Here is a 26192-nt window from a genome sequence, read left to right on the forward strand (position 1 = left end):
GCAGCCGGCGGCTGCGCTCTTATCCGCTTTTTCAGCGGCTCTGTATTTAATCGAATACCCGGTTCTCTGGCGGCTTTGCCGGAGGCGAGCCGAGTGCAATCCAGGATAACACTCCATAGAAATGCTGGGTTTCACGCAGGCGGTTCACCAGGATTACAGCCTCTCCGCCGGCTCTCGTTTTAAGCGAGGCGTGAAAGAACGGCTGGTTCGTCATGGCCACAAGCACATAGCCGGTATGGCCAAAGCTTTCGTCGAAGGAGACAGTGACCTCCACACTCTCTGCATCGCCGTTGAACATGAACGCCGTCATTCCGAACTGCTGCAGCACCTCCCGGTTTCCGGCGCTCTGCACCGGACTGAAGGAGAGATGCTCCGCCCCCACCGCGCCGCGGGCCAGATGGTCACCGGATACCGCGCCGGGAGCAATATGGTAGCCCTGCACACTTTCTTCCTCCAGATGGCGGGATTGAACGGCGAAGGAAGCAATTTTGGTTGCATCCACCGCTTCATCCTGGAGTCCGTCAGTTCCAACCGCACTCTCTGCGAGCTGCTCGGCACCAACACTGCCGGAAGCCAGTTTCGCTCCGGTAATGCTGCCGTCAGGGAGCAGGTCTGCGCTGCGGACCTCTGGGGCCAGATGCTCCAGCTTGATGGTCTCGGGAAGCAGGTGACGCTCCTCCAATACTCCGTCTGCGAGATGTTCACCGTACACGCTCTCCTGCTGGAGATGCTGTGAACCTACCGCTCCAGCCGCCAGCTTCGCGGAGCTGACGCTGCCGTCCGGCAGCAGCTCTGCGCTGCGGACTTCTGGGGCGAGATGCTCTAGCTTGATGATCTCAGGAAGCAGGTGGCGTTCCTTCACTACTCCGTCTGCGAGATGTTCACCATACACGCTCTCCTGCTGGAGATGCTGAGAACCTACCGTTCCAGCTGCCAGCTTCACGGAGCTGACGCTGCCGTCCGGCAGCAGATCGGAGGTCAGGGTCTCCTTCGCAAGATGCTTCAGCGTAATGCTTCCGGACTGGATGTGCCGGCCGTCCACGGCTTCGACCGCAAGATGTCCGCCGTATACACTGCCCGGAGCCAGCTGGAAGGAGCCGACGGAGCCTTGCGCCAGCTTCTTCCCGCCGATGCTGCCGTCAGGGAGCAGTTCTGCGCTGCGGGCCTCTGCGGACAGATGCTCCAGCTTGATAATCCCGGGATTCAGGTGGCGTTCCTCCACCACTCCATCCGCGAGATGTCCTCCGTTCACACTCTCCTGCTGGAGATGCGGCGAACCTACTGCTCCGGCAGCCAGCTTCGCGGAGCCGATGCTGCCGTCAGGGAGCAGGTCTGCGCTGCGGGCCTCTGCGGACAGATGCTCCAGCTTGATAATCTCAAGATTCAAGTGGCGTTCCTCGACCACTCCGTCCGCGAGATGTCCTCCGTTCACACTCTCCTGCTGGAGATGCGGCGTGCCTATCGCTCCGGCTGCGAGCTTCGCGGAGCCGATGCTGCCGTCAGGGAGCAGGTCTGCGCTACGGACTTCTGCGGACAGATGCTCCAGCTTGATAATCTCGGGATTCAAGTGGCGTTCCTCCACCACTCCGTCCGCGAGATGTTCTCCGTTCACACTCTCCTGCTGAAGATGCTGTGAACCTACCGTTCCGGCTGCCAGCTTCGCAGAGCCGATGCTGCCGTCAGGGAGCAGGTCTGCGCTGCGGACCTCTGCAGACAGATGCTCCAGCTTGATAATCCCGGGATTCAAGTGGCGTTCCTCCACCACTCCGTCCGCGAGATGTTCTCCGTTCACACTCTCCTGCTGGAGATGCGGCGAACCTACCGTTCCGGCTGCCAGCTTCGCAGAGCCGATGCTACCGTCAGGGAGCAGATCTGCGCTGCGGACTTCTGCGGCCAGATGCTCCAGCTTGATAATCCCGGGATTCAAGTGGCGTTCCTCCACCACTCCGTCCGCGAGATGTTCTCCGTTCACACTCTCCTGCTGGAGATGCGGCGAACCTACCGTTCCGGCTGCCAGCTTCGCGGAGCCGATGCTGCCGTCAGGGAGCAGATCGGAGGTCAAGGACTCCTCCGCCAGATGCTTCAGTTTGATGCTGCCGGGGCGGATGTGCCGGCCGTCCACGGCTTCGACCGCAAGATGTCCGCCGTATACACTGCCCGGAGCCAGCTGGAAGGAGCCGATGGAGCCCTGCGCCAGCTTTTTCCCGCCAACGCTGCCGTCCGGCAGCAGATCTGCGCTGCGGACCTCTGCGGACAGATGATCAAGCTTGATGATCCCGGAATTCAAGTGGCGGTCCTCCACTATTCCGTTCGCGAGATGTTCTCCGTGCACGCTCTCCTGCTGGAGCTGCTGCGAACCTACCGCTCCTGCCGCCAGCTTCGCGGAGCCGATGCTGCCATCCTGCAGCAGATCGGAGGTCAGGGTGTCCTCCGCAAGATGCTTCAGCTTGATGCTGCCAGAGCGGATATGGCAGCTGTCCACGGCTTCCATGGCAAGATGCCCGCCATATACGCTGTCTGAAGCCAGCTGGAAGGAACCGATGGAGCCTTGTGCCAGCTTTTTCCCGCTGATGCTGCCGTCCGGCAGCAGATCTGCACTGCGGACCTCTGCGGCCAGATGCTCAAGCTTGATGATCTCGGGATTCAGGTGGCGCTGCTCCACCACTCCGTCCACGAGATGTTCTCCGTGCACGCTCTCCTGCTGGAGCTGCTGCGAACCTACCGCTCCTGCCGCCAGCTTTTCTCCACCGATGCTGCCGTCCGGCAGCAGCTCTGCACTGCGGACCTCTGCGGCCAGATGCTCAAGCTTGATGATCTCGGGATTCAAGTGGCGTTCCTCCACGACTCTGTCCGCGAGATGTCTGCCATGAACACTCTCCTGCTGGAGATGCTGCGAACCCACCGCGCCCTTTGCCAGCTTCGCGGAGCTGACGCTGCCGCTCGGCAGCAGGTCGGAGGTCAGAGTCTCCTCTGCAAGATGCTTCAGCTTAATGCTGGCGGGGCGGATGTGCCGGCTGTCCACGGCATCAATCGCAAAATGTTCTCCATGTACGCTGCCCGGAGCCAGCTGGAAGGAACCGATGGAGTCTTCCGCCAGCTTCTCTCCGCCAATGCTGCCGTCCGGCAGCAGCTCTGCGCTGCGGACCTCTGCGGCCAGATGCTCCAGCTTGATGATCTCGGGGTTCAAGTGGCGCTGTTCCACTATTCCGTCGGCAAGATGTTCTCCATATACGCTATCCGGAGCCAGTTGGAAGGAGCCGATCGAGCCTTCCGCCAGCTTTTCTCCGCCGATGCTGCCATCAGGAAGCAGCTCTGCGCTGCGGACCTCTGCGGCCAGATGCTCCAGCTTGATGATCCCGGGATTCAAATGGCGCTCTTCCACCACTCCGTCCGCAAGATGTTCTCCGAATACACTCTCCTGCTGGAGATGCTTCGAACCTACCGCTCCGCCTTCCAGCTTCGCGGAACTGATGCTGCCGTCCGGCAGCAGCTCGGAGGTCAGGGTCTCCTCTGCAAGATGCTTCAGCTTGATGCTGTGAGGGCGGATGTGGCGGCTGTCCACGGCTTCGACCGCAAGATGTCCGCTATATACGCTGCTCGAAGCCAACTGGAAGGAGCCGATCGAGCCTTCCGCCAGCTTTTTCCCGCCGATGCTGCCGTCAGGGAGCAGTTCTGCGCTGCGGACCTCTGCCGTCAGATGCTCCAGCTTGATGATCCCGGGATTCAAGTGGCGCTCCTCCACCGCTCCGTCCGCGAGATGTTCTCCGTTCACACTTTCCGCCTGGAGATTCTCCGAACCTACCGCTCCGTCCGCCAGCTTCGCGGTGCTGACGCTGCCGTCCGGCAGCAGATCAGCGGTCAGGGTCTCCTCCGCCAGATGCTTCAGCTTGATGCTGTGAGGGCGGATGTGGCGGCTGTCCACGGCTTCGACCGCAAGATGTCCGCCATATACACTGCTCGGAGCCAATTGGAACGAACCGATCGAGCCTTCCGCCAGCTTTTCCCCGCCGATGCTGCCGTCCGGGAGCAGCTCTGCGCTGCGGACCTCTCCGGCCAGGTGATCCAGGGTGATTTCTCCCTGCTTGATATGACGGCCTTCCAGTGAATCCTCCGCCACATGACTGGTGCCAATACTGCCTGGAGACAGATGGAGGGAAGATACGGCACCTTCGGCCAGCTTGGAACTGCTAATGCTGCCATCCTGGATTTGAATCGATGAGATAGAGCTAGGAATAATGTGCCCGTTGCCAATAGACATCGGACGAATATGTGCGCCGCCGACACTTCCCGGGGCAAGATGTCTGCCTTGGACAGCCGTGTCGCTGATCGACGCAGGGCTAACCGACCCTGGTGTCAAATGCTCCGCAGCCACCGATAAGGCTGCCAGCTTGGCGGAAGTAACACTGCCATCAGCCAGCTTGGTGGAGGTGACCGCCAGATCACTGAGCTTATCCGTTGAGACACTCTCCGGCGATAGCTTCAATGAAGTAACCGCATGATCGGCCAGATGATGCGGCTGCACGGCACCTGCGGCGAGATGTACTTCCTTCACCGCGCCGGAGGCAAGCTTGTCGCCCGAGACCGAGCCGGACTGCAGAGCCGAATTCGTCACGCTGTTCTCACCAAGATGTCTGCGTTCTATGGCGCCCGGCGCCAGATGTTCAGAATCCACTACGGCATTCTGCAGTACACGGGCGCTGACACTGGCATCGGCCAGATTTTTTTCCTCCACCGTACAGAAGGCGATATGTTCACCACTCACGGCTTCACGGGCAATTGCGTTTCCGGTGACCGCACCTGCAGCCAGCTTGCCGGCATGAATGCCCCCGTCCGCCAGCTTGGCGGCGGTAATGCTCTTCGCGCGCAGATGCTCTCCAGCCACAGCTTCGCTTGCCAGCTGTTCTCCGGTAACTGCACCGGATGCGAGATGAGCCGTCAGCACCGACTGGCTTTGCAGCTGCTCCGATCCGACCGATTCCTTGGCTAAGTGGGACTGATCTATAGCTTCACGCTGCAGATGGAGCGAGGTCACAGCCTGCATGGCAAGCTGCGGTCCGCGTACTGCGGATTTGGCGATATGCCGTGTAGTGACCGCTTCATCCGCCAGTTTATTCGGCAGGATGCTCTGATCGGCGATTTTGGAGGAGGTGACCGCCTGCTCCACGAGCTGTACCGTCCCTACCGCACCTTCCGCCAGCTTCACAAAAGAAATGCTGCGGTCCGCCAAATGGCGGGCAGTGATTTCTCCGTCGCCGATATGGGTGCCATTTACGCTTTCCGGACTTAGATGCTGGCTGCGTACAGCCTTCTCCCCCAGCTGCCGCGTGCCTACTGCGGCATCCGCAAGATGTCCGCTGTCAATGCTGCCGGACTGGAGCTGCTCCTTGCCGATAAGACGGCCGGCAAGCTGCTCAGGCCCGATGGCTCCCGGCGCCAGATGTTTCGCCGTGATGACGCCTTCGCTCAAATGGCGGCCCTCAATCACGGCATCGCCCAGTTTGGCTCCGCTGATTTCGCCGTCGGCGATTTTATCGCCGGACACCGCCTCGTCAGCCAGTTTGGAACGGTCGATACTTCCGTTCGCCAAATGTCGGCTGACAATGGTGCTGCTTAGAATTTTTTCGCCGGTTATGGTTCCATCTTCCAGCAAGTCGGCAGTAATCAGCAGCTCGCTCAAATGACGGCTGGCAATGGACCGGTCGGCAATTTGTTCTCCCCCGATGATCCGGTCAGCCAGCTTCTCCGGGCCGATGCTTCCGTTCTTCAGCTTCTCGCCGCTGATCGAATGATCCAGCAGCTTGCCGCCGTTCACACTTCCTTCCGCCAGATGTTCGCCAGTTATCGATTCGGGGGCAATCTTCGAGGACGTTATCGCCTTGTCCGCGATATTGATGCTCTGCACCGCATAATCCTGCAGCCAGGGAGTACCGATAATCCCGAATTTCAGCTTAGAGCCGTCAATGGTGCGCGGAGCAATCTTCTGGCCGGTAACGGCCGCATCGCACAGATCATCGGTATATACGGGCTGCAGGCGCTCTTTTTCCAGAACAGGCAGAACGGGCTCGGGCGCGTGGACAACCACCTCCTCAATCTGGAGTGTTTCTTCTGCTGCCGGCACCTCCAGCAATTCTTTATCCGGGGCGGCAGGTACGGCAGGTACGGCAGGTACTGCAGGTACGGCAGGTTGTGCCGGCTCTGCAACAACTTCTACCGTGCCCACACCACTAACCTGCAGGGCCCGGTCTGGCGGATCCACCGTCTCGCTGACGGGTGCTTCAAATCCCCCTAGCACCCTTGGACTGCTTCCCAGCATACTCAGTTCTTTTTTATTGGGATTATCCACGTAGTAGAGTCGCTTCTTGGAACTGTGTTGTTGATTCCTTCTGGAGCTCTTCACAAGCAGTCTCCTCCTTCCATCTGTTGTTTCTTCTAGGCATCATATGCAGTCCAGTGGGCGGATGACACCATTTGCAGTAAGGCTGCCTATAATCAATCTGCAAGTAAAGCGGCTTCGTCTATCTTTTGAAAAAGGGCTTCTGCCGCCGCGCATTCGTCCACCCTGAAGGCCACGTACAAACATACAATGAGAACATAAGGGCTACAGCCGTAACTACAGAAGATAACGGGAGGAACGAACATGGGGCAAAAGCTCGTGGGAATACTGCTAAATGCCGCTATGCACCGGGGCGTTCCCCGGTTAAAAACGGGACAGGAGTCGCTGGAGAGCTATGAGGAGGCGGCTGCCGCATACGGATTGACCCCCTGCTTTTTGAAGCTGTCCGACATTGATACGGAATCCGGATACAGCATCGCTTATATCAAGGGGGTCCAGGGATATCGCAGAGCCGTAATCCCCACACCGGGTGTAATCCATAACCGGGCAATTTACAGCCAGGACAGCAGCGGAATCGAGCGGCTGCTCCGGCAGGGCCTTTTGATATACAACACATGCAACCGTTACGGGAAAGAACAGATTCACGGGCTGCTGGAACAAAACGAAGGCCTGCAGAGCTATCTGCCCGTTACAACAGCGGGGCTCCCGGGTCTGAAGGAGATGATGGACCTGTACCCCGACCTCATCCTCAAACCGTGCCGCGGCAGTATCGGCAAAGGGGTGATGCGTCTTACTCACTACAGCGGACGGAGCTGGACCTGGAGTTATCTGCCTTCACGTTCTAGCCGATGGGTAAGCACCTTCGTGGATCAGGATGCTTTGCCAAGGATGCTTCGGGCGCGTCTCGCCGCTGAATCCTATCTGGTACAGGAACGTATCCCGCTGGCTGAAATCGGCGGACGCCCCTTCGATCTCCGGGTCACGGTGCAACGCGGCTGGGGAGGAACTTGGCAGGTGACCGGCATGTTTGCGAAGCTGGCCGCTCCTGGCGGGTTTGTATCCAATATCGCACGGGGAGGCGAAGCGCTCAGCGCCTCATATGTGCTGGATCAGGCCTTCCCGGGGGAAGCAGCAGCATACCTTCGAATGACAGTGCAGACTCTCAGCCTCGCCATCGCACGCGAGCTGGAGCACAGTCTTCCCGGGCTTGCCGACATCGGGCTGGATATCGGCATCACCCGGAACAGACGGATTTACTTCATTGAATGCAATGGCCGTGACCAGCGTTATGGCTTCCTCAAGGCAGGACTCAGAGGAACCTGGAAAGAAAGCTACCGCAGGCCAATGGCTTACGCCCGCTTCCTGCTCGAAGACGCCTCCCGGTATAACTCTTATTGATTTGTCTCCTATTCTATGTCAATATAATTCAGAGCGGATAAGGCCCCGGGTATGGGGCCTTGTTGCTGCATGATGGAAGGGAGATGTTCATGGTTAAACAATTGCTGCGGCTGATGACGGAACTGTCCTCGCACAGATGGCTTTCCCGGTTGATGGGGGCTTTTTCCCATAGCAGACTCAGCCGTTTTTTGATCCCGGTATTTATTAAGTCCTATCATATTCCCGCAGCTGAAGCGGAGAAGCAGTCCCGACAATATCGTACGCTTAACGAGTTTTTCAGCCGGCGGTTGAAACCGGGGATGCGCCCTGTCGCAAGCGGGGACGATGCCGTAGCCAGTCCGGTGGATGCGATGATTACCGCCATGGGTGAGATTCATTCCGGAACAATTTTGAATGTAAAAGGACAGGATTATGAGCTGGAAGAACTGCTTAACCACTCTCCGCACCTGGAGCTGTACAAGAAAGGCTTTTTCTTCGTGCTCTACCTGAGCCCTACGGATTATCACCGGATTCACGCGCCTCTCACCGGGCGTAAAGTCGAGAGTGATCATATCCGCGGCCGGGCTTATCCTGTCAATGAATTCGGCATGAGACATATGAAGGGTGTGCTGAGCCGCAACGAACGTCTTATTACTTATATCGCGGGAGCGAATGGGGAAGCAGCGGTTGTAAAGGTAGGCGCAATGAATGTCAGCAGCATCCGCTACACCGATGAACAGGCCATGGAATGGCAAATCGGCGATGATCTGGCTTATTTTGAATTCGGCTCAACCGTAGTACTGCTGCTGGAGAGCGGCACCTTTACCCCAAGGGCCGGGCTGACAAGCGAGACCAAGGTCAAGATGGGAGAACTGCTGGGAACCTTGCAGCGTCATCTTTAACATTTCATCCTAACCTAACAACGAACATATAAGGGTACTCCGCAAGCCTTGAACAGGGCCGGAGTATCCTTTTTCATAGAGCTGATATTTATTGCAAATTTTAATCATTTGGTTGATGTTTCCTCTTGAATCACAACATGATCCCTCCGATATACATGTAGAACCATACATACATCAGGGGGAACTTTTACATGAACAAATCGAAAGACCGGCTTGGCAAATTCACTAACTTATCTTTAAGGATCAAGCTTCCCGGGCTGATTACCCTGTTGGTAATCGCCAGTGTGCTGGCTATATCCGTTTCAGTGTACAGCTTGGGCTCGGAACTGCTGCTCAAAAAAAGCAAAGACGAGATTACCGCCAACGCCGACCGGATCGGAGAAGGCTTATGGACTGCCGTGCAGCTGCAGAAGGAGGCTTCCTATCTGATTTCATCGCAGGAATTGTTCCGCGCGCTGTTGAATCTGCGGGAGGAGGGAACGTTGTCCGAAACTGAGTTCTTTTCCGGGAAGAACCCTTATTACAGTGCCTCCAATGAGAAGCTTGCCACAATCCTGAAGAATACAAGGGGCAGCCAATCCATGGTCGTCCTTGATGCCAAAGGAATCATTGTTGCCGGAAGCAATAAAGAGACCGTCGGCGAATCACGCTCAGACAGGGAATATTTCCAGAAATCCATAAAAGGCGAAGCTTTTATCAGCGATGCCACAGTATCCCAAAGCACAGGGCAGTTGATTATAGCTTTTTCCCGGCCGATTAAAGATTTAAGCGGCAAGGTGATCGGCGTGTATTCATCCAACATGAGCTCCGAGTTTTTTATAGATAAATTAGGAAAAATCCAAATTAACGGCCAGGGCCAGATTGAAATTCTGAGCCGGAGCGGAATCGTGCTGTACAATTCGAAGGATGAGAAAAGAATCGGATTAAAACCCGAAGGTACCGAAGCTCTGCTTAACCTGCAGGCGAAAGACGATATCCTCACAGGAGAAAGTGATCTCGGAACAGAATATCTCCGGTACAACAAGATTCCAGATGCCGACTGGATAGTATCGGTCATTGATTCTTACGAGGATATCAAAATGCCGATTATGTCCATGCTTAAGCAGATTGTTGCCATTTCCATACTGGCCGTGCTGCTCGTCACTGCGATAGGTCTGATAGTATCCAGATCGATCACACGGCCGATTGTGCAGCTGAGCAAATTGTTCAGACAACTGGCCTCAGGCGACCTGCAGGTTACTGCCACGGGAAAATATAATAGTGAATTCAAGGAGCTTGCCGACAGCTTTAATACGATGGCTCAGCAGAACAAATTGCTGATTACGAATATGAACACCTCCATTTCCGTGCTTAATTCAAGCACCAAGGATCTGGACGAGTCCTCCAAGCAGACAGCCAAATCGATCGGCGAGACAACGGTAACCACTGCAGAAATTGCCACAGCCATAGAGTCGCAGGCGCATGATACCGAGACGATTGTGGATAAATTCCTCAGCTTCGGCGAGAAATTCGTCTCCATGAATGCAAAAGCCCAATCCGTCAAAGAGCGGGCCGATGAAATTATTGAAGTCTTCCACAGCAGCAATCAGGTTGTAGAAGAGCTGTCCAATATCAGCGAGCAAAACGATGAGGAAGTGCAGAAAATCTCTGCGATTACCCTGAAGCTGCAGGAAAGCTCGAGCAGTATCGGCCAGATCACGGGAGCGATCAGCAATATCGCCAAGCAGACAAATCTGCTTGCACTGAACGCCTCTATCGAAGCGGCAAGGGCCGGGGAATATGGACGGGGATTTGCCGTAGTTGCCACTGAAATCCGCAAGCTGGCTGAACAGAGCTCCATCCAGTCCAGTGAAATCAACGGGATCATCGGGCAGAATCTGGCTTTCGTACAGGAAAATCATCAGAGCGTGCAGCAGATTAAGGATATTTCCACGCAGCAGGACGAATATGTAGGCAGAACCCGGCAGGCCTTCCATGCCATTCACCAGAATATTACGGACATCACCGAACAGATTAAGAGCATGGCTGATGACATTGCCCTTATGCAGCACGACAAGGACGAAATGCTGGAATCCACGCAGAATCTGTCTGCATCGGGTGAGCAGGTTTCGGCTTCGGTTGAAGAGGTCACAGCAACAATGCATGAGCAATCTTCCATGGTTCACCGTTTAGCCGATATGGTCGAAACAATTGACGGTTTAACCAAAAGCCTGGCGGAGGCTGCCTCCAAATTCAAATTGGAATAGCAGTACATCTTCACCGGAAAGCAGCAAAAGCAGCAGGTCTCTGTTACAGAGACCTGCTGCTTTTGGGTTTCATGAATGATTTCGTTTAGACAACGCCCGAATATCGCTACTCCGTTACCTTGCTCTGGTTAGCCACCTCACGGGCTTTGGCCTGCACCTCTTCGGGCACGCCGAGATAGAAGCGGCTGATCGGCTTCACATCGTCATCCAGCTTATAGACCAGCGGAACACCGGTCGGAACATTAAGGTCGAGCAGCGCTGTCTCGTCAATGTCCTCCATAAATTTGATCAGCGCCCGCAGGGTGTTGCCATGTGCCGAGATCAGCACCCGCTCTTTCTTCCGGATCAGCGGCACAATCCGCTTGCCCCAGAAATCGCCGACGCGGTGAACGGTATCCTCCAGGCTCTCGCCGCGCGGGATATCCCCGGAGCGCACCTCCTTGTAGCGGATATCGTTTCTGGCATAACGCGGGTCATCCGGCTCCAGCAGCGGCGGACGGACCGACAGGCTGCGCCGCCAGATATGAAGCTGCTCTTCACCATATTTCACCGCAGTCTCACTCTTGCTCAGCCCCTGCAGCGCACCATAATGGCGCTCATTCAGCTTCCAGGATTTCTGTACGGGAATCCACAGCAGATCCATCTCTTCCAGCACATAATTAAGTGTCTTGATCGAACGTTTCAGTACAGAAGCGAAGGCTAGATCGAACGTGTAGCCTGCTTCTTTTAACAGCTTCCCGGCCGCTTTGGCCTCTTCTATTCCCTTTTCCGTCAGATCGGGATCGCTCCAGCCTGTGAATAAGTTCTGACGGTTGTACTCGCTTTCCCCATGCCGTATCAATACGATTTCATACATGTTCTTTCTCCTTCCTTCAGCCATTGGTTTGGTCATTTTTTCTACTGCTCAGTATATGAATTCAGCTGCTCACCGATGTTTTCTCAGGGTTGGGCTGAACAATTGTACGCTCATACAAAAACCTCTTTATCCTTATGCCCCTGCATAGATAGAAGAATACACCCCAGTACCGCAAGACAGTCCCCTGTATCTTCTATTCAGAAAGAATCCGCTGTACCCTTTTCTTCTACATGCCAGTCTATGAACCATGAACCATTCAAAAAACCGGACGCCGCAAGGCCCCGGTTCTCCGCTTGTATTTGATACTGCCCTTGTTGTCAGAACCAACAGTCTGTAGCTGCCATGTTATTCTGCTTCAAGCGTCTCCAGCGGTTTCGAAAAACCCCGGCGCCTCCACCTTTACATTCACTATTGCATATTCTGCGTCCTCTAAACATCAGTTATGTTCTCCCTTCCAAGCTGCTATGTAAATCCTCGCATACAAAGTTGCAACGTATTTACCCTTGCAGCAAAAAGCTGAAACAAAAGGAAGAATCAGCGGATTTCAGACGGACTTTTCCCCGTATGCTGCTTGAACTGGCGGCTGAAAAAGAAAATATCGCGATAGCCCAGTGCATCGGCCACCTCGGTGACATTCATCCCGGCATATAGCAGCAGGTGCTGGGCCCGCTCAATCCGGGCACGGATGACATAGGACTGGACCGAGGAACCTGTAATCTCTTTGAATTTGATCGAAAAATACCGTGGCGACAGCCCCGCCCGGGCTGCCAGATCCTCTACCCGGTGCGCCGCTCCGGGATGCTGGCTGACGTAGTTGGCCACCTCGTGGATGACCTCAGCCAGCTGATTGCTGACATGCCGCTCTACCGGCATCACCCGGTCCTCGCGCAGCAGATGAATCATCAGCTGCTTCAAGATCAGCCGCCCCTCCTCTTCTGCAGCGTAGGTCTTCACCAGGAACAGGCGGACATAACGGGCGAGCAGATGCTCGAATTCCACTGTTTCGGTCAATTCACGGTAAGGCTGGGGAATATCCGTGACCTCTTCGGTTACGTCAAAATGAATGTATGTAAGCACTAGCGGCTTTTGCGGATTATGGGTCGCATACGTAAAGTCGCCCGGACGGAACAGGAAGCAGCTTCCCTTTCCTACCTTGAAAGGCACTCCGCTGCGCACAACCGTACCTTCTCCGCTCCAGACATAGAACAGATCATAATTTTGCAGCGGCTTCTCTCTTTTTTGCCACTTCCAGCCCGGTTCGCAGACAATTTTCGCCAGGGCAGGCAGGATCACAAAAGAGGACGGCGATGCATGCAGCATAATATTTCCTCCTAAATTTTTGGTGAGCGTTACCTCACTGAATTAGCTTCGACAAAAAATCACTTCGAAAGCATATGCTTAAGTTTTGTAAGCATACATTTTCCTTACTCTTATAATACCTTGTCACGTGTATTTTTGCACATCCTTCCAGGCCAGAAGCAGGCGGTCCACCCCTTCTTCCAGTGCCTCAGCATCGAGATGGGAAAAAGAAAAGCAAGCCGCCGGACTACCCGGGCCTATCCGGTACAGTGCTGCGTCGCGGAAGTCTGTGCCTCGCTGCAAAGCCGCTTCCCGGAAGGCGGAATATTCCTGTTCCGGGCGCAGCCACCGGGCATAAATATGCAGGCCGGAATCGCCGGGCAACGGCTGAAAGAGCATTCCGAGCCGCTCATTCAGAAGCGTACGGAAAATGCGGGCACGCTCCCCGTATATGCGCGTCATCCGCCGCAGATGGCGGCTGTATCCGCCAGTGCTCATGAACCGGGCCAACGCCCGCTGCTCAAGCTGCGCGCCTGGAAGCGGCTCATAAAGCGCCTTGGCCGCTGTCACAGGACCCACCAGCGAAGGCGGCAGCACGGCGAACCCGAGTCGCAGCCCGGAGAACATGCTGTTGGAGAAGGAGCCGATATACACCACCCGGTCCTCCCGGTCGAGCGCTTTCAGCGGTTCAATCGGCCGGCCGCCCCAGCGGAACTCGCTGTCATAATCATCCTCGACAATGACTGCCTCCTGCCGCCGGGCCCATTCCAGTAAGCTGCGCCGCCGGTCGAGCGGCAGTACCGCTCCCGTGGGGAATTGGCGGCTTGGCGTCACAAACAGCAGCCGTGCTGCCCAATCCTCGGGCACAAGCCCGCTCTCGTCAACCCGTCCCGGCAGCAGCTTACCGCCGCCAATCTCCACTGCCCGGCGGATGCCATGAAATCCGGGATCTTCCACAACGGCAGGTTCCCCCGGTTCCAGCAGCAGCTGCACCAGAAGAACAATGCCCTGCATCGAGCCGCTGAACAGCACGATCTGCTCCGCATCGGCTCTGATTCCCCGGGTAATCCGCAAATGGGCAGCTATTGCCCGCCGCAGGCTCTCCTCCCCTTGCGGCGGACAATAGCCCTCCAGCATCCCGCCTCCCTTGCCTCCGGCATAATTCAGTGCGCTCCGCCACTCGCCGTAAGGAAAATGTTCAATCCGCATGCCACTGCTGCGAAAGCTGATGGCATCTTCACCAGTCTGCCCGTAGATGGAAACCTGGCGCTCCATCAGGCGCTCTCCCCAAGAGGAAAGCGGGATCGCTACAGGTTCAAGGAATTCCCGATCAGGTGTGCGAAATTCCTCACCTGCCGGATTGAGTCCAGCGCCGACCCTTGGCAAGTCAACCACCTGATGATCGGTTGAATCCTCCCTGTATACCGGCTCTCCCCCGGCAGCAGGAAAAAAGCTGTCATCTGAAACAAAGGTGCCCCGGCCCTTCTCAGTCTTGATGTAACCGTCAGCCAGCAGCATGTCATATACCTGTGATGCTGAACCGCGCGACACAAGATACAGCCCGGCAAGCTGTCTTGTTGACGGCAGCCTTGTCCCCCCGGGAAGTATCCCCTCCAGGATCGCTGCCCGGAACGCATGATATAACGCTAGATATTTATAACGGTGGATGGCCAGGTACTGGTCATATGGCAGTGTGAAATTCATCTCCCCACCCTTTCCTCAAAAGTGGACTATTAAAATAACTCTAAACCGGTCCTTTTTCATTGTCAATTTATCAACTATTCTAAGTAAACAATTACTCAAGGTGAGTACTCCGCCACTATGATGAAAAGGACGTGTATTATGCGCAGAAAAGAATTTAAGATAGAGCAGGAAGAAGAAGTGGCTCAATTTTTGCAAGGAATGAGCTTTGGTTTTCTCGGTACAAGCGATGAACAGGGACAGCCGCGGGTCACTCCGCTGAATTTCGTCTATATGGAGGGCTGCTTCTATTTCCACGGCAGTCATGCCGGAGGCAAAATGGAGAGCATCCGCCAGCAGGCGCGGGCCTGCTTTACCGTTGCCGACGAATACGCGCTAATCCCCTCTTATTTCAGTGATCCCCATCTCGCTTGCCCTGCCACGGCCTATTTTAAAAGCGTAACTGCTTATGGAGTGGCCGAACTTGTGGAGGCGTCCGCCGAGAAGGCTGCTGTATTGTCCCGGTTTATGAACAAGCTGCAGCCCGAGGGCGGCTTTGATCCTATTGATGCCGAAGATCCGAAATACCGCTCGCGGCTGAAGGGTGTTGCGGTCGTACGAATTGTTCCGGATGAGCTGACAGCCAAATTTAAGTTCGGCCAGAATCTGAAAGAAGAGGAACGGTCCGGCATCACCAGGGGTCTGGAGGAGAGAAACGGAGAACGCGATGCCGAAACGATAGAAATGATGAAAAAATACTGCCCCCACCATAGCTGACTTAAGTAGAGCACCGAAACGAATTACAGCTTGGCTAACGCCGCTGAAAATATTCTAAAAGTATTTATAAAATGGCTGCTTTCATCAGTGACGGCTGGGAATCACGGTGATATAATGTTAGGCAATGTTAACGTATATATCCCAGAAGAATACCGGAAGGATGAAACTGATGAATCCACTGGCTGGACAATTAAACGAAAGCATCAAGGCAGGCAATGAACATGTGTACGATATGCTCTCCGATCTTGGCAAGGCGATCTATTTTCCTAAAGAGGGCATCCTGAGCCAATCTGCAGAAGCAACAGCTCACGCCAAGAAATACAATGCAACCATCGGTATTGCTACCGAGAATGGCATGCCTATGCACCTTGGTGTCATTCAGGATAAGCTCTCCGCTTACAGTCCCAAAGACTTGTACGGCTATGCTCCTCCTGCAGGCAAACCAGAGCTGCGCACTGTATGGCGGGAAAAAATGCTCCGTGAAAATCCATCGCTCGAAGGCAAATCCTTCGGCAACCCTATCGTTACCAATGCCCTGACGCACGGGCTCAGCATAGTTGCCGATCTGTTCGCAGAACAAGGCGATGCCATCATCTATCCGGACAAGAACTGGGAGAATTACGAGCTGACCTTCGGCATCCGCCGGCTCAGCGAAATCGTCAACTATCCGCTTTTCACTGAAGATATGAAATTTAATAGTGAAGGACTGCTGGAAGCGCTGCTCGCCCAGAAGGGACGCGGCAAAGCCATTGTCCTGCTCAACTTCCCTAATAACCCTACAGGCTATACTCCCGGCCTAAAAGAAGGAGAAGCCATCGTTGCCGCGATTCTGCGCGCTGCCGAGGAAGGCATCAATGTCGTAGTCGTCAGCGATGACGCGTATTTCGGACTTTTCTTCGAGGATTCTCTCAAGGAATCGTTGTTCGGCCGTCTGGCCAATCTCCATCCGCGCGTGCTGGCCGTCAAGATTGACGGGGCCACCAAAGAGGAATTCGTCTGGGGCTTCCGCGTCGGCTTCATCACCTACGCTTCCGAGAATAAGGAGCTGCTTGCGGCACTGGAACAGAAAACGCTCGGCATTATCCGCGCCACTATTTCCAGCGGTGCACACCCGTCTCAGACGTTTGTGCTGGACGCACTGAAGGCCCCTCAGTTCGCTGAACAGAAGGAAGAAAAGTTCCAGATCATGAAAGGCCGTGCCAACAAAGTGAAGGCACTGCTCGACAGCGGGAAATACGGCGATGACGTATGGACGTATTATCCTTTCAACTCAGGCTACTTTATGTGCCTGAAGCTGCACACTGTATCAGCTGAAGACCTGCGGCTGCATCTGATCCACAATTATGGCCTGGGCACAATCGCCCTGGGCGAAACCGATCTGCGCATCGCCTTCTCCTGTATTGAAGAGGAGCAGCTTGAAGATTTGTTCGACCTGGTTTATGCGGGAATCCGCGATTTGGAAAAAGCCTGATCCCAAAACCATTGATCTCGAAATCAGCTCCGGGTACCCGGAGCTGATTTTTTTTTTGACTTTCCCTGCGACATTGGCCTATACACGTTAATCTATCCGCACATACAATACGATGTACTCAAGTACAGCAAACACATTCGAAAGGGGAATGAACATGAGCGAAGAAGTAAGAGGCGGATACGGACACCCTGGATTTACAAGCACAGGTGCAATTTTGGTTCTCTTTATCCTGCTGGTTATCATCAGCCGTTCACTCTTTATCTAACCGGGAATGACTCTCCCGGGAGGGAGCCTCGGGCTCTCTCCCGTTCCCGCGTGGTAGCATTCCCTGCTCTGCTAATCACAAGTGGAAACGGCTTTGCCGTCCTCAAAAGGACGGTATCCGTTTCAGCGAGAAATAGAAGGATAATTTATAGCGTGAAACATATAAATTCTTATCTTTGCACAAAGACGCCTTGACGGGAGCATCCGCTCTTATCAAGGCGTCTTTGTGCTTGGAGCGGAATACAGGCCTGCCGGCATTCCACTCCAGTCTCACCAAAAGTTAGAAATCCTCATCCGCCGCGGCTTCTTTGCGCTTCAAGTATTCCTTGAACACGTAGGCCAATAGCGCTCCGGCAAGGAAGGTGCCGAGAACAGGCAGCGGACGTTCACCCGCTGTGGCCAGAAATGGCAGGCCGGTCAGCAAGGCCAGCAGCAAAAGGGCGCGGAAGATGAACTGGTTCGTGCTTTCACCTTTGCTGCCCTCTGGCAGAGGATACACCGACAGCCAGAACGACTCGCTATGCAGCTTGCGCAAAGCCGACAGCTGAATGCCCATGATGAACAGGAAGAACAAGTAAATGCCGCTTCCCACATAGCTGCCGCGATTCCACCAGACCAGCAGCAACGCCAGAACAGCGATCCGCATCACAATGGCGAAGACATCGCCCCGGGCAAAGCTTTTGGTCAGCAGGAAGCGGTAAGCAGCGTTACTCCGCCATGCGATACCGCTCCCCCAGCGTGACAGGTAACGCCGGGCGTATACCCGCTGCTCACGTCCCGGCACATCCACGAACCAGCCGAGAATCATCAAGGCCCTCGACCCCTGGTTCTTCTCCATGGCAATCAGACGCTCCCAGGGAACGGAATGCCGTCCGGGAACAGAACATGCAGCCAAATATGCCGCCGCCAGGATCAATATGAAGATCAGGGCCCGGAGAGACGGCTGCCACAGCCATGCCGCAATCATTAATCCGCCTACTGCCCAGCGCAGCAGGTTGTAGGCCACTGCGGCCGGGCGGGATATCATTGCGGTTTCCCGCCATAGCCCGTAGCTGGACAGCAATTTCACCAGAATCAGAATGAGAACGGTAGCGAACAGACTCCTAGGCGATTCATCCGTACGTATGTACAAGGGCCAGACGGTGATCAGTACAAACAGCAGCCGCACAATTTTCCACACATTTCCGCTTACCCAGCTACGGGCAAAATATTCCTTCATCCGGTGTCCCTGCGGAAGCAGAAATATAGTATCCGGACTCTGCAGATACGTCCGGAAGCTGCTGTGCACCGCCGCAGGCAGCAGCAGGACCAGCATAACCCAGCGGATCGGAATACCTGACGGAGTGTCCCGAAGCAGCGAAGTATACCAGGCCGAGAAGACAATCAGCAGCAGAAGCAAGAGCATCGCTACACCGCTCTTAATGACATACCCCACATAAGGCAGCATGCTTCCCATGAACCGGCTGCGCCGCTGCCGGCGCAGCTCCTTTAAATCCATATCATTTCCCTCCCTGAACCAATTCGTAGAACAGCTGCTCCAAGTTCAAGCCCTGCAGCCCTGCAGCTGCGGTCATCTCTGCAAGCGTGCCTTGGGCAATAACCTTGCCGCGGTGCAGCACAATAAAGCGGTCGCAGTAGTTCTCGATTGTGGAAAGGATATGGGAGCTCAGCAGGATCGACGCCCCCGTTTTTTTCAAATCCAGCATGAAGTCGAGCAAAGAGCGGATGCCCAGCGGATCCAGGCCAAGAAAGGGCTCATCAATGACATACAGTGCCGGACGCGCCACGAAAGCACACATAATCATCACTTTCTGCTTCATACCTTTGGATAAATGGGAGGACAATGTATCCATCTTGTCCTCCATATTAAAGAGTGCGGCCAGCTGCTCGCTGCGGGATTCATAGTCGCTGCGCTCCACGCTGTAAGCTCTGGCAGTGAATTCGACATGCTCGCGGACCGTCATTTCCTCGTAGAGCAGAGGAGATTCCGGCACAAATGACAATGCGCTGTGATACCCCTCCGGGTCAGCACTGCGGGTTTTGCCCTTTACGGTAATTTCACCTTTATGGGGCGACATCAGGCCAAGGATATGTTTCATTGTCGTGCTTTTTCCGGCTCCGTTCAAACCGATCAGTCCAACCATTTCACCGGGCTGCACCTGAAGGCCGATATCATGAAGCACCGGCTTGTTCAGGCTATACCCACCACTTAAGCCCGTAATCTCGAGTACGGGGGCTGTATTCATTGACCGTCACCTCTCGGGGTTTTGTTCTTGAGCCATTTTGGGGCTCCCTTGTTCTTGCGGTTCTTCTCACGTTCCGCACTGCTGCCGCGCGGTTTACCCGCAGGAGCTGCACCGCCGCGCCCGCCTGCAGCCGGGCCCGTACCGTGGTGCCCTTCGCGCCGCACTTCTCCGCCTGCGGCAGTTCCCGCCTGGCCTTGCCGCGGCAAGGCCGGTTTGATGGCCGCATCGGCCTGCACAGCCGATGTCCTTACAGGCGGCTTGCCGCTGCGCGGTGCGGCGCCTTCCTTGCGCGGGGTGGCACTTTCCCCGCGCCCGCGTTCGCCGCCGCCCAGCGGGCTGCGGGCTTCATCAGCCGCCATAACCTTGCCGGCGACCATTTCCTTCTCCTCAAGCGTGATATTCAGCTCTCGGGCGAATTTGCGCATAATGAACGTCTGCTGCTCCGTTACAATGGAGACCGACAGTCCGCGGCGTCCCATACGTCCCGTACGCCCTGCCCGGTGCACATAATGCTCCGAGTCAAACGCCGGATCAAAGCTCACTACCAGCGTCAGATTCTCAATATCCAGGCCCCGGGCTGCCACATCGCTCGCCACCAGGACGCGGAACTTGCCGTCACGGAACCGGGTAAGTACGTTGCTGCGTGTCACCTTGTCTGCATCCCCATAGATCGCCGCTGCCGTAAGCCCAAGATGGTTCAGCTTTGCTTCCACCTCGGCAATGTCCTCGGTAGCATTCACGAACACTATCGCCCGCTGCGGGTTGTAATGGCGGATGACCCGGCGCAGCATATCAATCTTGTTCCGTTCCTCTGCCACCACATAGTGATGCTCAAGACTCTGTGCCGTCATCACTCCAGGATCAATGCCGACCTCAGCCGGGTTCTTCATCTCCCGTGCGGCCAGCGCCTGGGTCTCCGGTCCGATGGTCGCTGACAGCATGACCAATTGGCGCGTGCGCAGCGCGCTGCTGACGATCTTCGCCACTTCACCGGCTCCGCTGAGCTGGAACATCTGGTCCGCCTCATCGATGATGATCGTGCTGACCTCATGCATTTTCAGCTTGCGGAGGCCGATCAGCTCCCGCACGCGTCCAGGGGTGCCCACTACGAGCTGGGGATGCTCGCGCAGCTTGTCAATCTGGCGTTTGATCGCCGCTCCGCCGATCAGGCCCATCGCCTTGATCCCCCGGTGGGCCCCATAGCGCTCGGCCTCACGGAGGATTTGCATCGCCAGCTCCTGGGTTGGTGCCAGCACCACCTTTTGGACTACCCGGTGCTCCGGGTTAATCCCTTGAATCAGCGGCAGCAGGTACGCCAAGGTTTTGCCGGTACCTGTCTGGGAAGCGGCCAGCACATCTCTCCCCTCCAGCAGAAGCGGGATCGTCTGCTCCTGTACCGGAGATGGATCAGTAATGCCGAATTCCGACAGCCTGGCAACAAGGTCGTCCTGGATGCCGATGGCCGCAAAAGAAGCTTTATTCATAAGTGTAATTCATCCTTTTCGCTTAAGTTAATATCTTCATTATATGCCAAAAAGGCCTCTCCACCAAATGGAAGGCCGTTTACGCAAGGATAAGCTGTCATTAGCGCAGGCTAGACCTGCAAAAATGACTGCCGCCCTGCAGAATGACGACAGACACCCGCTGATGAAACCTTTATTTTCTGTTCATAACGTTATAGGTCAGCTTATCCGCCAGCCGTGGAAACAAAGCATACAGCCGGATGCCGAAGCCCGCCAGACCGGGCAGATCTACTTCCTCTTTGCCTTTCTCCATCAGCTTGACGATCTTGGAGGACACATGCTGCGGAGTCATCATCATCCGGGCTACACTTTTCTCGTATTTGCCTGATGGATCAGCCGTTTTGAAAAAGTCGGTGGCAATCGGCCCCGGGTTCACCGCCGAAACGATAATCCCGCTCTTCCGGAGTTCCTGGCGAAGCGCATTCGTGAAACCGAGAACCGCATGTTTGGTTGCTGTATAAGCAACAGCACGGGCTGTACCAATCTTGCCGGCCATGGAGGCCACATTGACAATCTGCCCGCTTCCCCGCTGCAGCATATGCGGAACTACAGCCTTCGTACAACGTACAATGCCCATATAGTTTACATCCATCATATCATCGAATTCATGGGGTTCCATCTCGGTAAAACCGGCGAATTTGCCGTATCCGGCGTTGTTAAGCAGAATATCGATCCTGCCGTACACCGCCAGAATTTCGCCAAAGGTCCGCTCCACTTCCGCCTCATCTCTGACATCGCAGGTGTACAGTCCAAAAACGCCCGGAATACCGGCCGCCGTTTCTTTCAGTTTATCTTCCGAACGGGCCAGAAGAATAGGGACAGCCCCACGCTTGCTGAGCATTTGCGCTGTCAGCGCCCCGATCCCGCTTGAAGCCCCTGTTATGACAACAATCTTGTCTTTAAGTTGCATGAAAATCTTCAGCTCCCAACTGTCCGCCTAAGAGATCATCACTTGAATATCGAGTTCGCCGATGCCTTCCATCAAGAGCGGGATGCTCAGTGCTCTGCGCGGCAGTACGGACATGCTCTCACTCTTCATTAGCTTCGGCGGAGTAATATCCACAGTTACACCTTGGTTGGAAAGAATCGTACTGGCATTGCCGCTGATCATGTTGCCCAGTTCCGAAATCGCGCTCTGCCCCATCTCGTCCATCTCTGTAATCACGTAACCGCCCATCATGGCCGATACCATTTTCAGTGCAACCTGCTCTGCAATCCCAAAGATAATATTTCCGCTTAATTGGCCCGTCATCCCCACTTGAATCCATATATGATTATCGATCAGTTCAATTTCCTTAATGCCCAGATTACCGGTGGATGGCGAGACTTGTATAACCTGCTCAATTACAATGCGTGCAGACTCTAAAAACGGATTAATTACTTCTGCTTTCATTAAGATGTGTCCCCCCTCTACCAGTCTTTAGTCATATACCGAAAGTCCTATTCAATAATTTATAATTATACTTCATATATCGGCATTATTCATCAAAAATTAATGGGGGTGTCGAAGGAAATCACAAGTTAGTTTGCCTGGCAACATTGCTCTGCCGGAAGGAATCTCCTATAATTTAATCAAATGCCAACAACCGGTGTAAGATATAACTGCATATCCACATTCAATCCGGCTATGGACCGAAATGAATTCCTGCATTTATTGCGGAGACCCGGGCACCTATAAAAGTCTTATTGATCAGGCACCAACCAGCTATGCCGTCCCGGGAAAATCGTCCGTTGTTCCCATTACAGGGCGAAGCGGCAGCATTATTCGGTAGTCAAAAAGGGGGGCAAGTCCATGAACATCAGCCAGCTCGAAACGCTGATTACGATCTCCAAAACGATGAGCTTCCGCAAGGCAGGTGAGTTGCTTAACCTGACCCAGCCGGCAGTTTCGGCACAAATCAAAAGTCTGGAAGAAGAGTTCAAAACTCAGCTCGTTGACCGTAACCAGCCCGTTACCTTGACGGACAGAGGCAAAGTGTTCCTTACGCATGCAGAGCAGATCGTGAGTATTGTCGAAGAGCTTAAGCAGCGCCTTGCGGATCTTGATGAGAATCCCCAAGGGCATATTATTCTCGGAACGACCACCTCCATTGCCATTCAAATCCTGCCGCGTATCCTGTCCTATTTTCAAGACCAGTTTCCGCATATCAAAACTTCGATTTCCTCGATGTCTTCATCACAAATCTATCAGCATGTCGAAAACGGCCTGGTTGATGTCGGCATCGGTTATCTGATTGGACGGAGTCCTGCCATGACCACTTCTGTGCTGTATTATGATACTTTTGAACTGGTTGTTTCACCAAGGCATCCTTTAGCCCAGGTCAAATCGGCCGGGATTGAAGCCCTGGGTAAAACACCGCTCATCCTCCTGTCGCCTGACACGGTCGGCCGCAAATTCGCCGATGAGGTGTTCGCAAAACACGGCATACAGCCGCAGGTCATCATGGAGCTGACCAGCAGCGAGGAGGTTAAGCGGATGGTCGAGCTTGATCTAGGCGCAGCCGTTATCTCCAAACAGTCAGTTACGGCAGAAGTCCGCAGCGGCACACTCAAAATCGTGCCGATTATCGAACTTGAGGTCACGCATCCCGTAGGTGTCATTACCAAGTCCGGCAAATATGTCAATTCGGCCATGAGGCAATTCTTAAGTGATCTAAAGGGCATGCCCGAAACCCAATTTATCGGCTCGGAGTAGAGCCTCGCAGAGCTTTGAATCCATCTGTCGAAGCTGATCCCAAAGTCCGATACTCATGAACTGTTTTCGTAAAATTTGGCCTAAAGGAGATATATCCATGAAATTCGACCTACACACCCACCATTTCCGCTGTGGCCATGCCGACGGAAGCATCAGGGACTATATTGAAGCCGGCATCAACGCCGGTCTGGGCGTCATCGGCATATCTGATCACACTCCTTATTTCGGCAGTCCATCCGAACAGGCCTTTCCCAAAATCGCCATGGCCAAATCGGAGCTTGTCCATTACGTAGAAGAAGTGCTCTCCCTGCAGAAAGAATACGAAGGCAAAATTGATGTGCTGCTCGGTATTGAATCCGATTATTTCCCGGAACATGCCGAACTCTACCGCCAAACCCTTTCCGCTTATCCCTTTGATTACATCATTGGCTCGGTACATAGTGTCAAGGGTGTCAGCATCTTTAATAAGGGGCGCTGGAAAGGGCTTGACCGCCGGGAGAAAGCCGCGGCAAAAGCCGAATACTACCGGCTGATCTCCGAATCCGCGCGCACCGGCATGTTTCAGATTCTTGGCCATATCGATGCCATGAAAGGAAACTATCCGCAATTTTCGGAAATCTCTACGCCTGCAGAAATCGACGAATGCCTGCGCGTAATCGGCGAATGCGGCGTCGCCATCGAGATCAATACCTCCGGATGCACCAAGCTGTGCGGCGGCTGGTATCCCTCGGATGATATTCTGGCACGTGCACTGCATTACGGAGTGGAAGTCACCTTTGGCTCTGATGCGCATCTGCCGTCCCGGGTTGCTGACCAGCGGGAGGCTGTGGTGGCGCGCCTTAAAGAAATCGGGTTCACTCACTGGGTATACTACAAACGGCGCGGGAAAATTACAGTTCCGCTGCAGTGAAACCCTGTGACTTTACAAAAAAATGCACCGCAGTGCTCAACGGTCGATGGACAGCATGACATCCATTACGTTAACGCTGCGGTGCATTTTGTTATTCTCAGGGTTTCTGCAGATTATCACAGGTAAACCCCTGCTTCTTCAGCGTATGCTGCGCATCTCCATACTGCGGATTAAGAGCGTAGAAATGGGCGATCGTAGCGCTCCAATCCCGCTCCGTCATTTCGAGCGCTTTTAGATACCCGCGGTACGCCTGATTGTACTCCTGTATAAATCCCTTCTGATCAGGGTTATAACGCTCCTCGTGAAAAACCGCCCCCAGCGGAAGACGCGGCTTCTTTGGCAGCTCCTCGGCAGGATACCCCACGCATAAGCCGACCACCGGGAATACATACTCCGGCAAGTCCAGCAATTCAATTACGCCTGCAGTATTGCGGCGGACTCCACCGATAGGAATGATGCCCAGCCCCAGGGATTCCGCAGCGGCAACCGCACTCTCCAAAGCGATTCCCACATCCACCGCACCGACCAGCAGCGCATCCACATCGTGCACAGCCTCAAATGGCTGCCCTTCCAGCTCGGCGGCCAGCTTGGCCCGGTAAAAATCCATGCAGAAGATCAAAAATACCGGGGCGTCGGCCACATGCTTCTGATTCCCGCTCAAGACCGATAGCTGTGCCTTTCGCTGCTGATTCTGCACAGCAATAATGCTGACCTGCTGCCCGTTCACCCAGGATGGGGCCGATTGAGCGGCCTCAATAATCATCTGCAGCTTATCCGGCTCAACAGGCTGCGGCCCGTATTTCCGGAAAGACCGGTGATTGTTTAATGTCTTCAGCACTTCATTCAAGATTACATCCTCCTAAAATCCAGATATATAATTGTACAACCATCATATACTAACAGCTGCGGGAGCTTCCAGTCCCTGACCGCTTCCGGGTCCCCAATGGATTGGCAACGGAACAAAAAAAATGGACCCGAATCATCGGGTCCCAACAGCAGTTATATTTTCAAAAGGGGGTCATGTACTTAGTTTAACCGGACACTGTTAGAGTTTGATAACGGCATTATTTCATTTGTGTAACAATGTGAATACTTTCATTACATCGCCCGAGCCATCGGCCATCGGCATGATCCGATCCAGCGTCAGACCGTTTTTGAGCATGACCCGTTCGGACCTGAGGTTATCGCCGCGGCAGCGCCCCTCCACATGGGTCAAGCGAAGCTCCCGCATGCCGTAGCCCAGCAACAATCCAATAGCCTCCGTAGCAAGGCCCTGCCCCCACCATACAGGATCGAGCATGTAGCCTAGTACGGCTTTGCCTTCAGGACGGTTCCAGCTCTGCAGGGAGGCGGTGCCGATCAGCTCCGGTGCATCTTTGCGATAGATCCCCACATGCAGCGCGCAAGGATCGTAGGGATACAGCATACGGTTCACCAGTTGATCCAGATGGGCTGGCTGTGAACCCGCTGTACTGCGATGCAAAATGTGGCGCTGCACATCCGGGTGAGAGAGCAGCATCTTGAGCCTGTCACCTTCGGCAGGCAACATCGTCCGGAGTTCCACTACGGCTCCTTGCTGAGCCATGAATCCTGCAGTCTCGTAAGTGATCAT

Annotated in this window: 19 protein-coding genes; 8 read left to right on the top strand and 11 right to left on the bottom strand. The window is 54.6% G+C overall.

Annotation, left to right across the window (positions count from 1 at the left end; genetic code table 11):
• Positions 1–46 precede the first annotated feature (46 nt).
• Positions 47–6397 carry a WIAG-tail domain gene (locus tag H70357_RS27675; RefSeq protein ID WP_038596034.1) on the bottom strand — a complete coding sequence of 2117 codons (6351 nt, stop codon included), beginning with the start codon at positions 6395–6397 and terminating at the stop codon, positions 47–49.
• A 240-nt stretch (positions 6398–6637) separates the two neighbouring features.
• On the opposite strand from H70357_RS27675, the gene H70357_RS27680 reads away from it, so the two are divergent.
• The 3 genes from H70357_RS27680 (at position 6638) to H70357_RS27690 (ending at position 10859) form a co-directional block, all read left to right on the top strand.
• Positions 6638–7732, top strand: coding sequence for a YheC/YheD family endospore coat-associated protein (locus H70357_RS27680; RefSeq protein ID WP_038596036.1), 1095 nt, complete (start codon positions 6638–6640; stop codon positions 7730–7732).
• Between the two features lie 89 nt (positions 7733–7821).
• Positions 7822–8613 (top strand): archaetidylserine decarboxylase, encoded by a 792-nt coding sequence (gene asd, locus H70357_RS27685; RefSeq protein ID WP_038596039.1) that lies wholly within the window; start codon positions 7822–7824, stop codon positions 8611–8613.
• 191 nt (positions 8614–8804) lie between these two features.
• The gene (locus H70357_RS27690; protein ID WP_038596041.1) at positions 8805–10859 is read left to right on the top strand and encodes a methyl-accepting chemotaxis protein; all 2055 of its coding nucleotides are present in this window, start codon (positions 8805–8807) and stop codon (positions 10857–10859) included.
• Between the two features lie 106 nt (positions 10860–10965).
• Here H70357_RS27690 and gpmA read toward each other — a convergent pair whose 3' ends face one another.
• From gpmA to H70357_RS27705, 3 genes are all read right to left on the bottom strand, one after another.
• On the bottom strand, positions 10966–11715 hold the full coding sequence (gene gpmA, locus H70357_RS27695; protein WP_038596044.1) for a 2,3-diphosphoglycerate-dependent phosphoglycerate mutase: 750 nt from the start codon (positions 11713–11715) through the stop codon (positions 10966–10968).
• Between the two features lie 534 nt (positions 11716–12249).
• Entirely contained in the window at positions 12250–13035 is a 786-nt protein-coding gene (locus H70357_RS27700; RefSeq protein WP_038596047.1) for a helix-turn-helix domain-containing protein, read from the bottom strand.
• A gap of 123 nt (positions 13036–13158) precedes the next feature.
• Positions 13159–14718, bottom strand: coding sequence for an aminotransferase-like domain-containing protein (locus H70357_RS27705; RefSeq protein WP_038596049.1), 1560 nt, complete (start codon positions 14716–14718; stop codon positions 13159–13161).
• Between the two features lie 138 nt (positions 14719–14856).
• On the opposite strand from H70357_RS27705, the gene H70357_RS27710 reads away from it, so the two are divergent.
• The 3 genes from H70357_RS27710 to H70357_RS36780 all read left to right on the top strand — a co-directional run bounded on the left by H70357_RS27710 (position 14857) and on the right by H70357_RS36780 (position 17207).
• Positions 14857–15471, top strand: coding sequence for a pyridoxamine 5'-phosphate oxidase family protein (locus H70357_RS27710; RefSeq protein WP_038596051.1), 615 nt, complete (start codon positions 14857–14859; stop codon positions 15469–15471).
• Positions 15472–15640: 169 nt separating this feature from the next.
• Positions 15641–16942 (top strand): aminotransferase class I/II-fold pyridoxal phosphate-dependent enzyme, encoded by a 1302-nt coding sequence (locus H70357_RS27715; protein WP_038600645.1) that lies wholly within the window; start codon positions 15641–15643, stop codon positions 16940–16942.
• Between the two features lie 154 nt (positions 16943–17096).
• On the top strand, positions 17097–17207 hold the full coding sequence (locus H70357_RS36780; RefSeq protein WP_218642534.1) for a YjcZ family sporulation protein: 111 nt from the start codon (positions 17097–17099) through the stop codon (positions 17205–17207).
• A 279-nt stretch (positions 17208–17486) separates the two neighbouring features.
• Here the strand turns inward: H70357_RS36780 and H70357_RS27720 are convergent, their stop codons facing one another.
• The 5 genes from H70357_RS27720 to H70357_RS27740 form a co-directional block, all read right to left on the bottom strand.
• Positions 17487–18704, bottom strand: a complete 1218-nt coding sequence (locus tag H70357_RS27720; RefSeq protein WP_038596052.1) for an ABC transporter permease — start codon at positions 18702–18704, stop codon at positions 17487–17489.
• Position 18705: 1 nt separating this feature from the next.
• Positions 18706–19452: an ABC transporter ATP-binding protein gene (locus H70357_RS27725; RefSeq protein WP_038596054.1), complete on the bottom strand. Its 747-nt coding sequence runs from the start codon at positions 19450–19452 to the stop codon at positions 18706–18708.
• Positions 19449–20936 carry a DEAD/DEAH box helicase gene (locus tag H70357_RS27730; protein ID WP_038596055.1) on the bottom strand — a complete coding sequence of 496 codons (1488 nt, stop codon included), beginning with the start codon at positions 20934–20936 and terminating at the stop codon, positions 19449–19451. The genes H70357_RS27725 and H70357_RS27730 overlap by 4 nt, the downstream gene beginning before the upstream one ends.
• A 172-nt stretch (positions 20937–21108) precedes the next feature.
• The gene (locus H70357_RS27735) at positions 21109–21885 is read right to left on the bottom strand and encodes an SDR family NAD(P)-dependent oxidoreductase (protein ID WP_052092286.1); all 777 of its coding nucleotides are present in this window, start codon (positions 21883–21885) and stop codon (positions 21109–21111) included.
• A 27-nt stretch (positions 21886–21912) separates the two neighbouring features.
• Positions 21913–22368 carry a chemotaxis protein CheX gene (locus tag H70357_RS27740; RefSeq protein ID WP_038596060.1) on the bottom strand — a complete coding sequence of 152 codons (456 nt, stop codon included), beginning with the start codon at positions 22366–22368 and terminating at the stop codon, positions 21913–21915.
• 399 nt (positions 22369–22767) lie between these two features.
• Between H70357_RS27740 and H70357_RS27745 the strand changes: the two genes are divergently transcribed.
• Together H70357_RS27745 and H70357_RS27750 are read left to right on the top strand one after the other, a co-directional pair.
• Positions 22768–23670 (top strand): LysR family transcriptional regulator, encoded by a 903-nt coding sequence (locus H70357_RS27745; RefSeq protein ID WP_038596062.1) that lies wholly within the window; start codon positions 22768–22770, stop codon positions 23668–23670.
• A gap of 97 nt (positions 23671–23767) precedes the next feature.
• Positions 23768–24580 (top strand): histidinol-phosphatase, encoded by an 813-nt coding sequence (locus H70357_RS27750; protein ID WP_038596064.1) that lies wholly within the window; start codon positions 23768–23770, stop codon positions 24578–24580.
• Between the two features lie 97 nt (positions 24581–24677).
• Here H70357_RS27750 and H70357_RS27755 read toward each other — a convergent pair whose 3' ends face one another.
• Complete coding sequence (locus H70357_RS27755) at positions 24678–25418, bottom strand: NADPH-dependent oxidoreductase (protein ID WP_231578513.1); 741 nt, start codon at positions 25416–25418, stop codon at positions 24678–24680.
• A 231-nt stretch (positions 25419–25649) separates the two neighbouring features.
• Positions 25650–26192: a GNAT family N-acetyltransferase gene (locus H70357_RS34575; RefSeq protein WP_052092287.1), complete on the bottom strand. Its 543-nt coding sequence runs from the start codon at positions 26190–26192 to the stop codon at positions 25650–25652.

Origin of the sequence: Paenibacillus sp. FSL H7-0357 (genome assembly GCF_000758525.1) — a bacterium.
Lineage (GTDB): Bacteria > Bacillota > Bacilli > Paenibacillales > Paenibacillaceae > Paenibacillus_AQ.

Excerpts from the sequence above, each read along its gene's own strand:
- gpmA (WP_038596044.1), bottom strand. The coding sequence starts at position 11,715 with ATGTATGAAATCGTATTGATACGGCATGGGGAAAGCGAGTACAACCGT.
- H70357_RS27700 (WP_038596047.1), bottom strand. The coding sequence starts at position 13,035 with ATGCTGCATGCATCGCCGTCCTCTTTTGTGATCCTGCCTGCCCTGGCG.
- asd (WP_038596039.1), top strand. The coding sequence starts at position 7,822 with ATGGTTAAACAATTGCTGCGGCTGATGACGGAACTGTCCTCGCACAGA.
- H70357_RS27720 (WP_038596052.1), bottom strand. The coding sequence starts at position 18,704 with ATGGATTTAAAGGAGCTGCGCCGGCAGCGGCGCAGCCGGTTCATGGGA.
- H70357_RS27710 (WP_038596051.1), top strand. The coding sequence starts at position 14,857 with ATGCGCAGAAAAGAATTTAAGATAGAGCAGGAAGAAGAAGTGGCTCAA.
- H70357_RS27745 (WP_038596062.1), top strand. The coding sequence starts at position 22,768 with ATGAACATCAGCCAGCTCGAAACGCTGATTACGATCTCCAAAACGATG.
- H70357_RS27740 (WP_038596060.1), bottom strand. The coding sequence starts at position 22,368 with ATGAAAGCAGAAGTAATTAATCCGTTTTTAGAGTCTGCACGCATTGTA.
- H70357_RS27730 (WP_038596055.1), bottom strand. The coding sequence starts at position 20,936 with ATGAATAAAGCTTCTTTTGCGGCCATCGGCATCCAGGACGACCTTGTT.
- H70357_RS27750 (WP_038596064.1), top strand. The coding sequence starts at position 23,768 with ATGAAATTCGACCTACACACCCACCATTTCCGCTGTGGCCATGCCGAC.
- H70357_RS27680 (WP_038596036.1), top strand. The coding sequence starts at position 6,638 with ATGGGGCAAAAGCTCGTGGGAATACTGCTAAATGCCGCTATGCACCGG.
- H70357_RS34575 (WP_052092287.1), bottom strand. The coding sequence starts at position 26,192 with ATGATCACTTACGAGACTGCAGGATTCATGGCTCAGCAAGGAGCCGTA.
- H70357_RS27690 (WP_038596041.1), top strand. The coding sequence starts at position 8,805 with ATGAACAAATCGAAAGACCGGCTTGGCAAATTCACTAACTTATCTTTA.
- H70357_RS27725 (WP_038596054.1), bottom strand. The coding sequence starts at position 19,452 with ATGAATACAGCCCCCGTACTCGAGATTACGGGCTTAAGTGGTGGGTAT.
- H70357_RS27735 (WP_052092286.1), bottom strand. The coding sequence starts at position 21,885 with ATGCAACTTAAAGACAAGATTGTTGTCATAACAGGGGCTTCAAGCGGG.
- H70357_RS27715 (WP_038600645.1), top strand. The coding sequence starts at position 15,641 with ATGAATCCACTGGCTGGACAATTAAACGAAAGCATCAAGGCAGGCAAT.
- H70357_RS27705 (WP_038596049.1), bottom strand. The coding sequence starts at position 14,718 with ATGAATTTCACACTGCCATATGACCAGTACCTGGCCATCCACCGTTAT.
- H70357_RS36780 (WP_218642534.1), top strand. The coding sequence starts at position 17,097 with ATGAGCGAAGAAGTAAGAGGCGGATACGGACACCCTGGATTTACAAGC.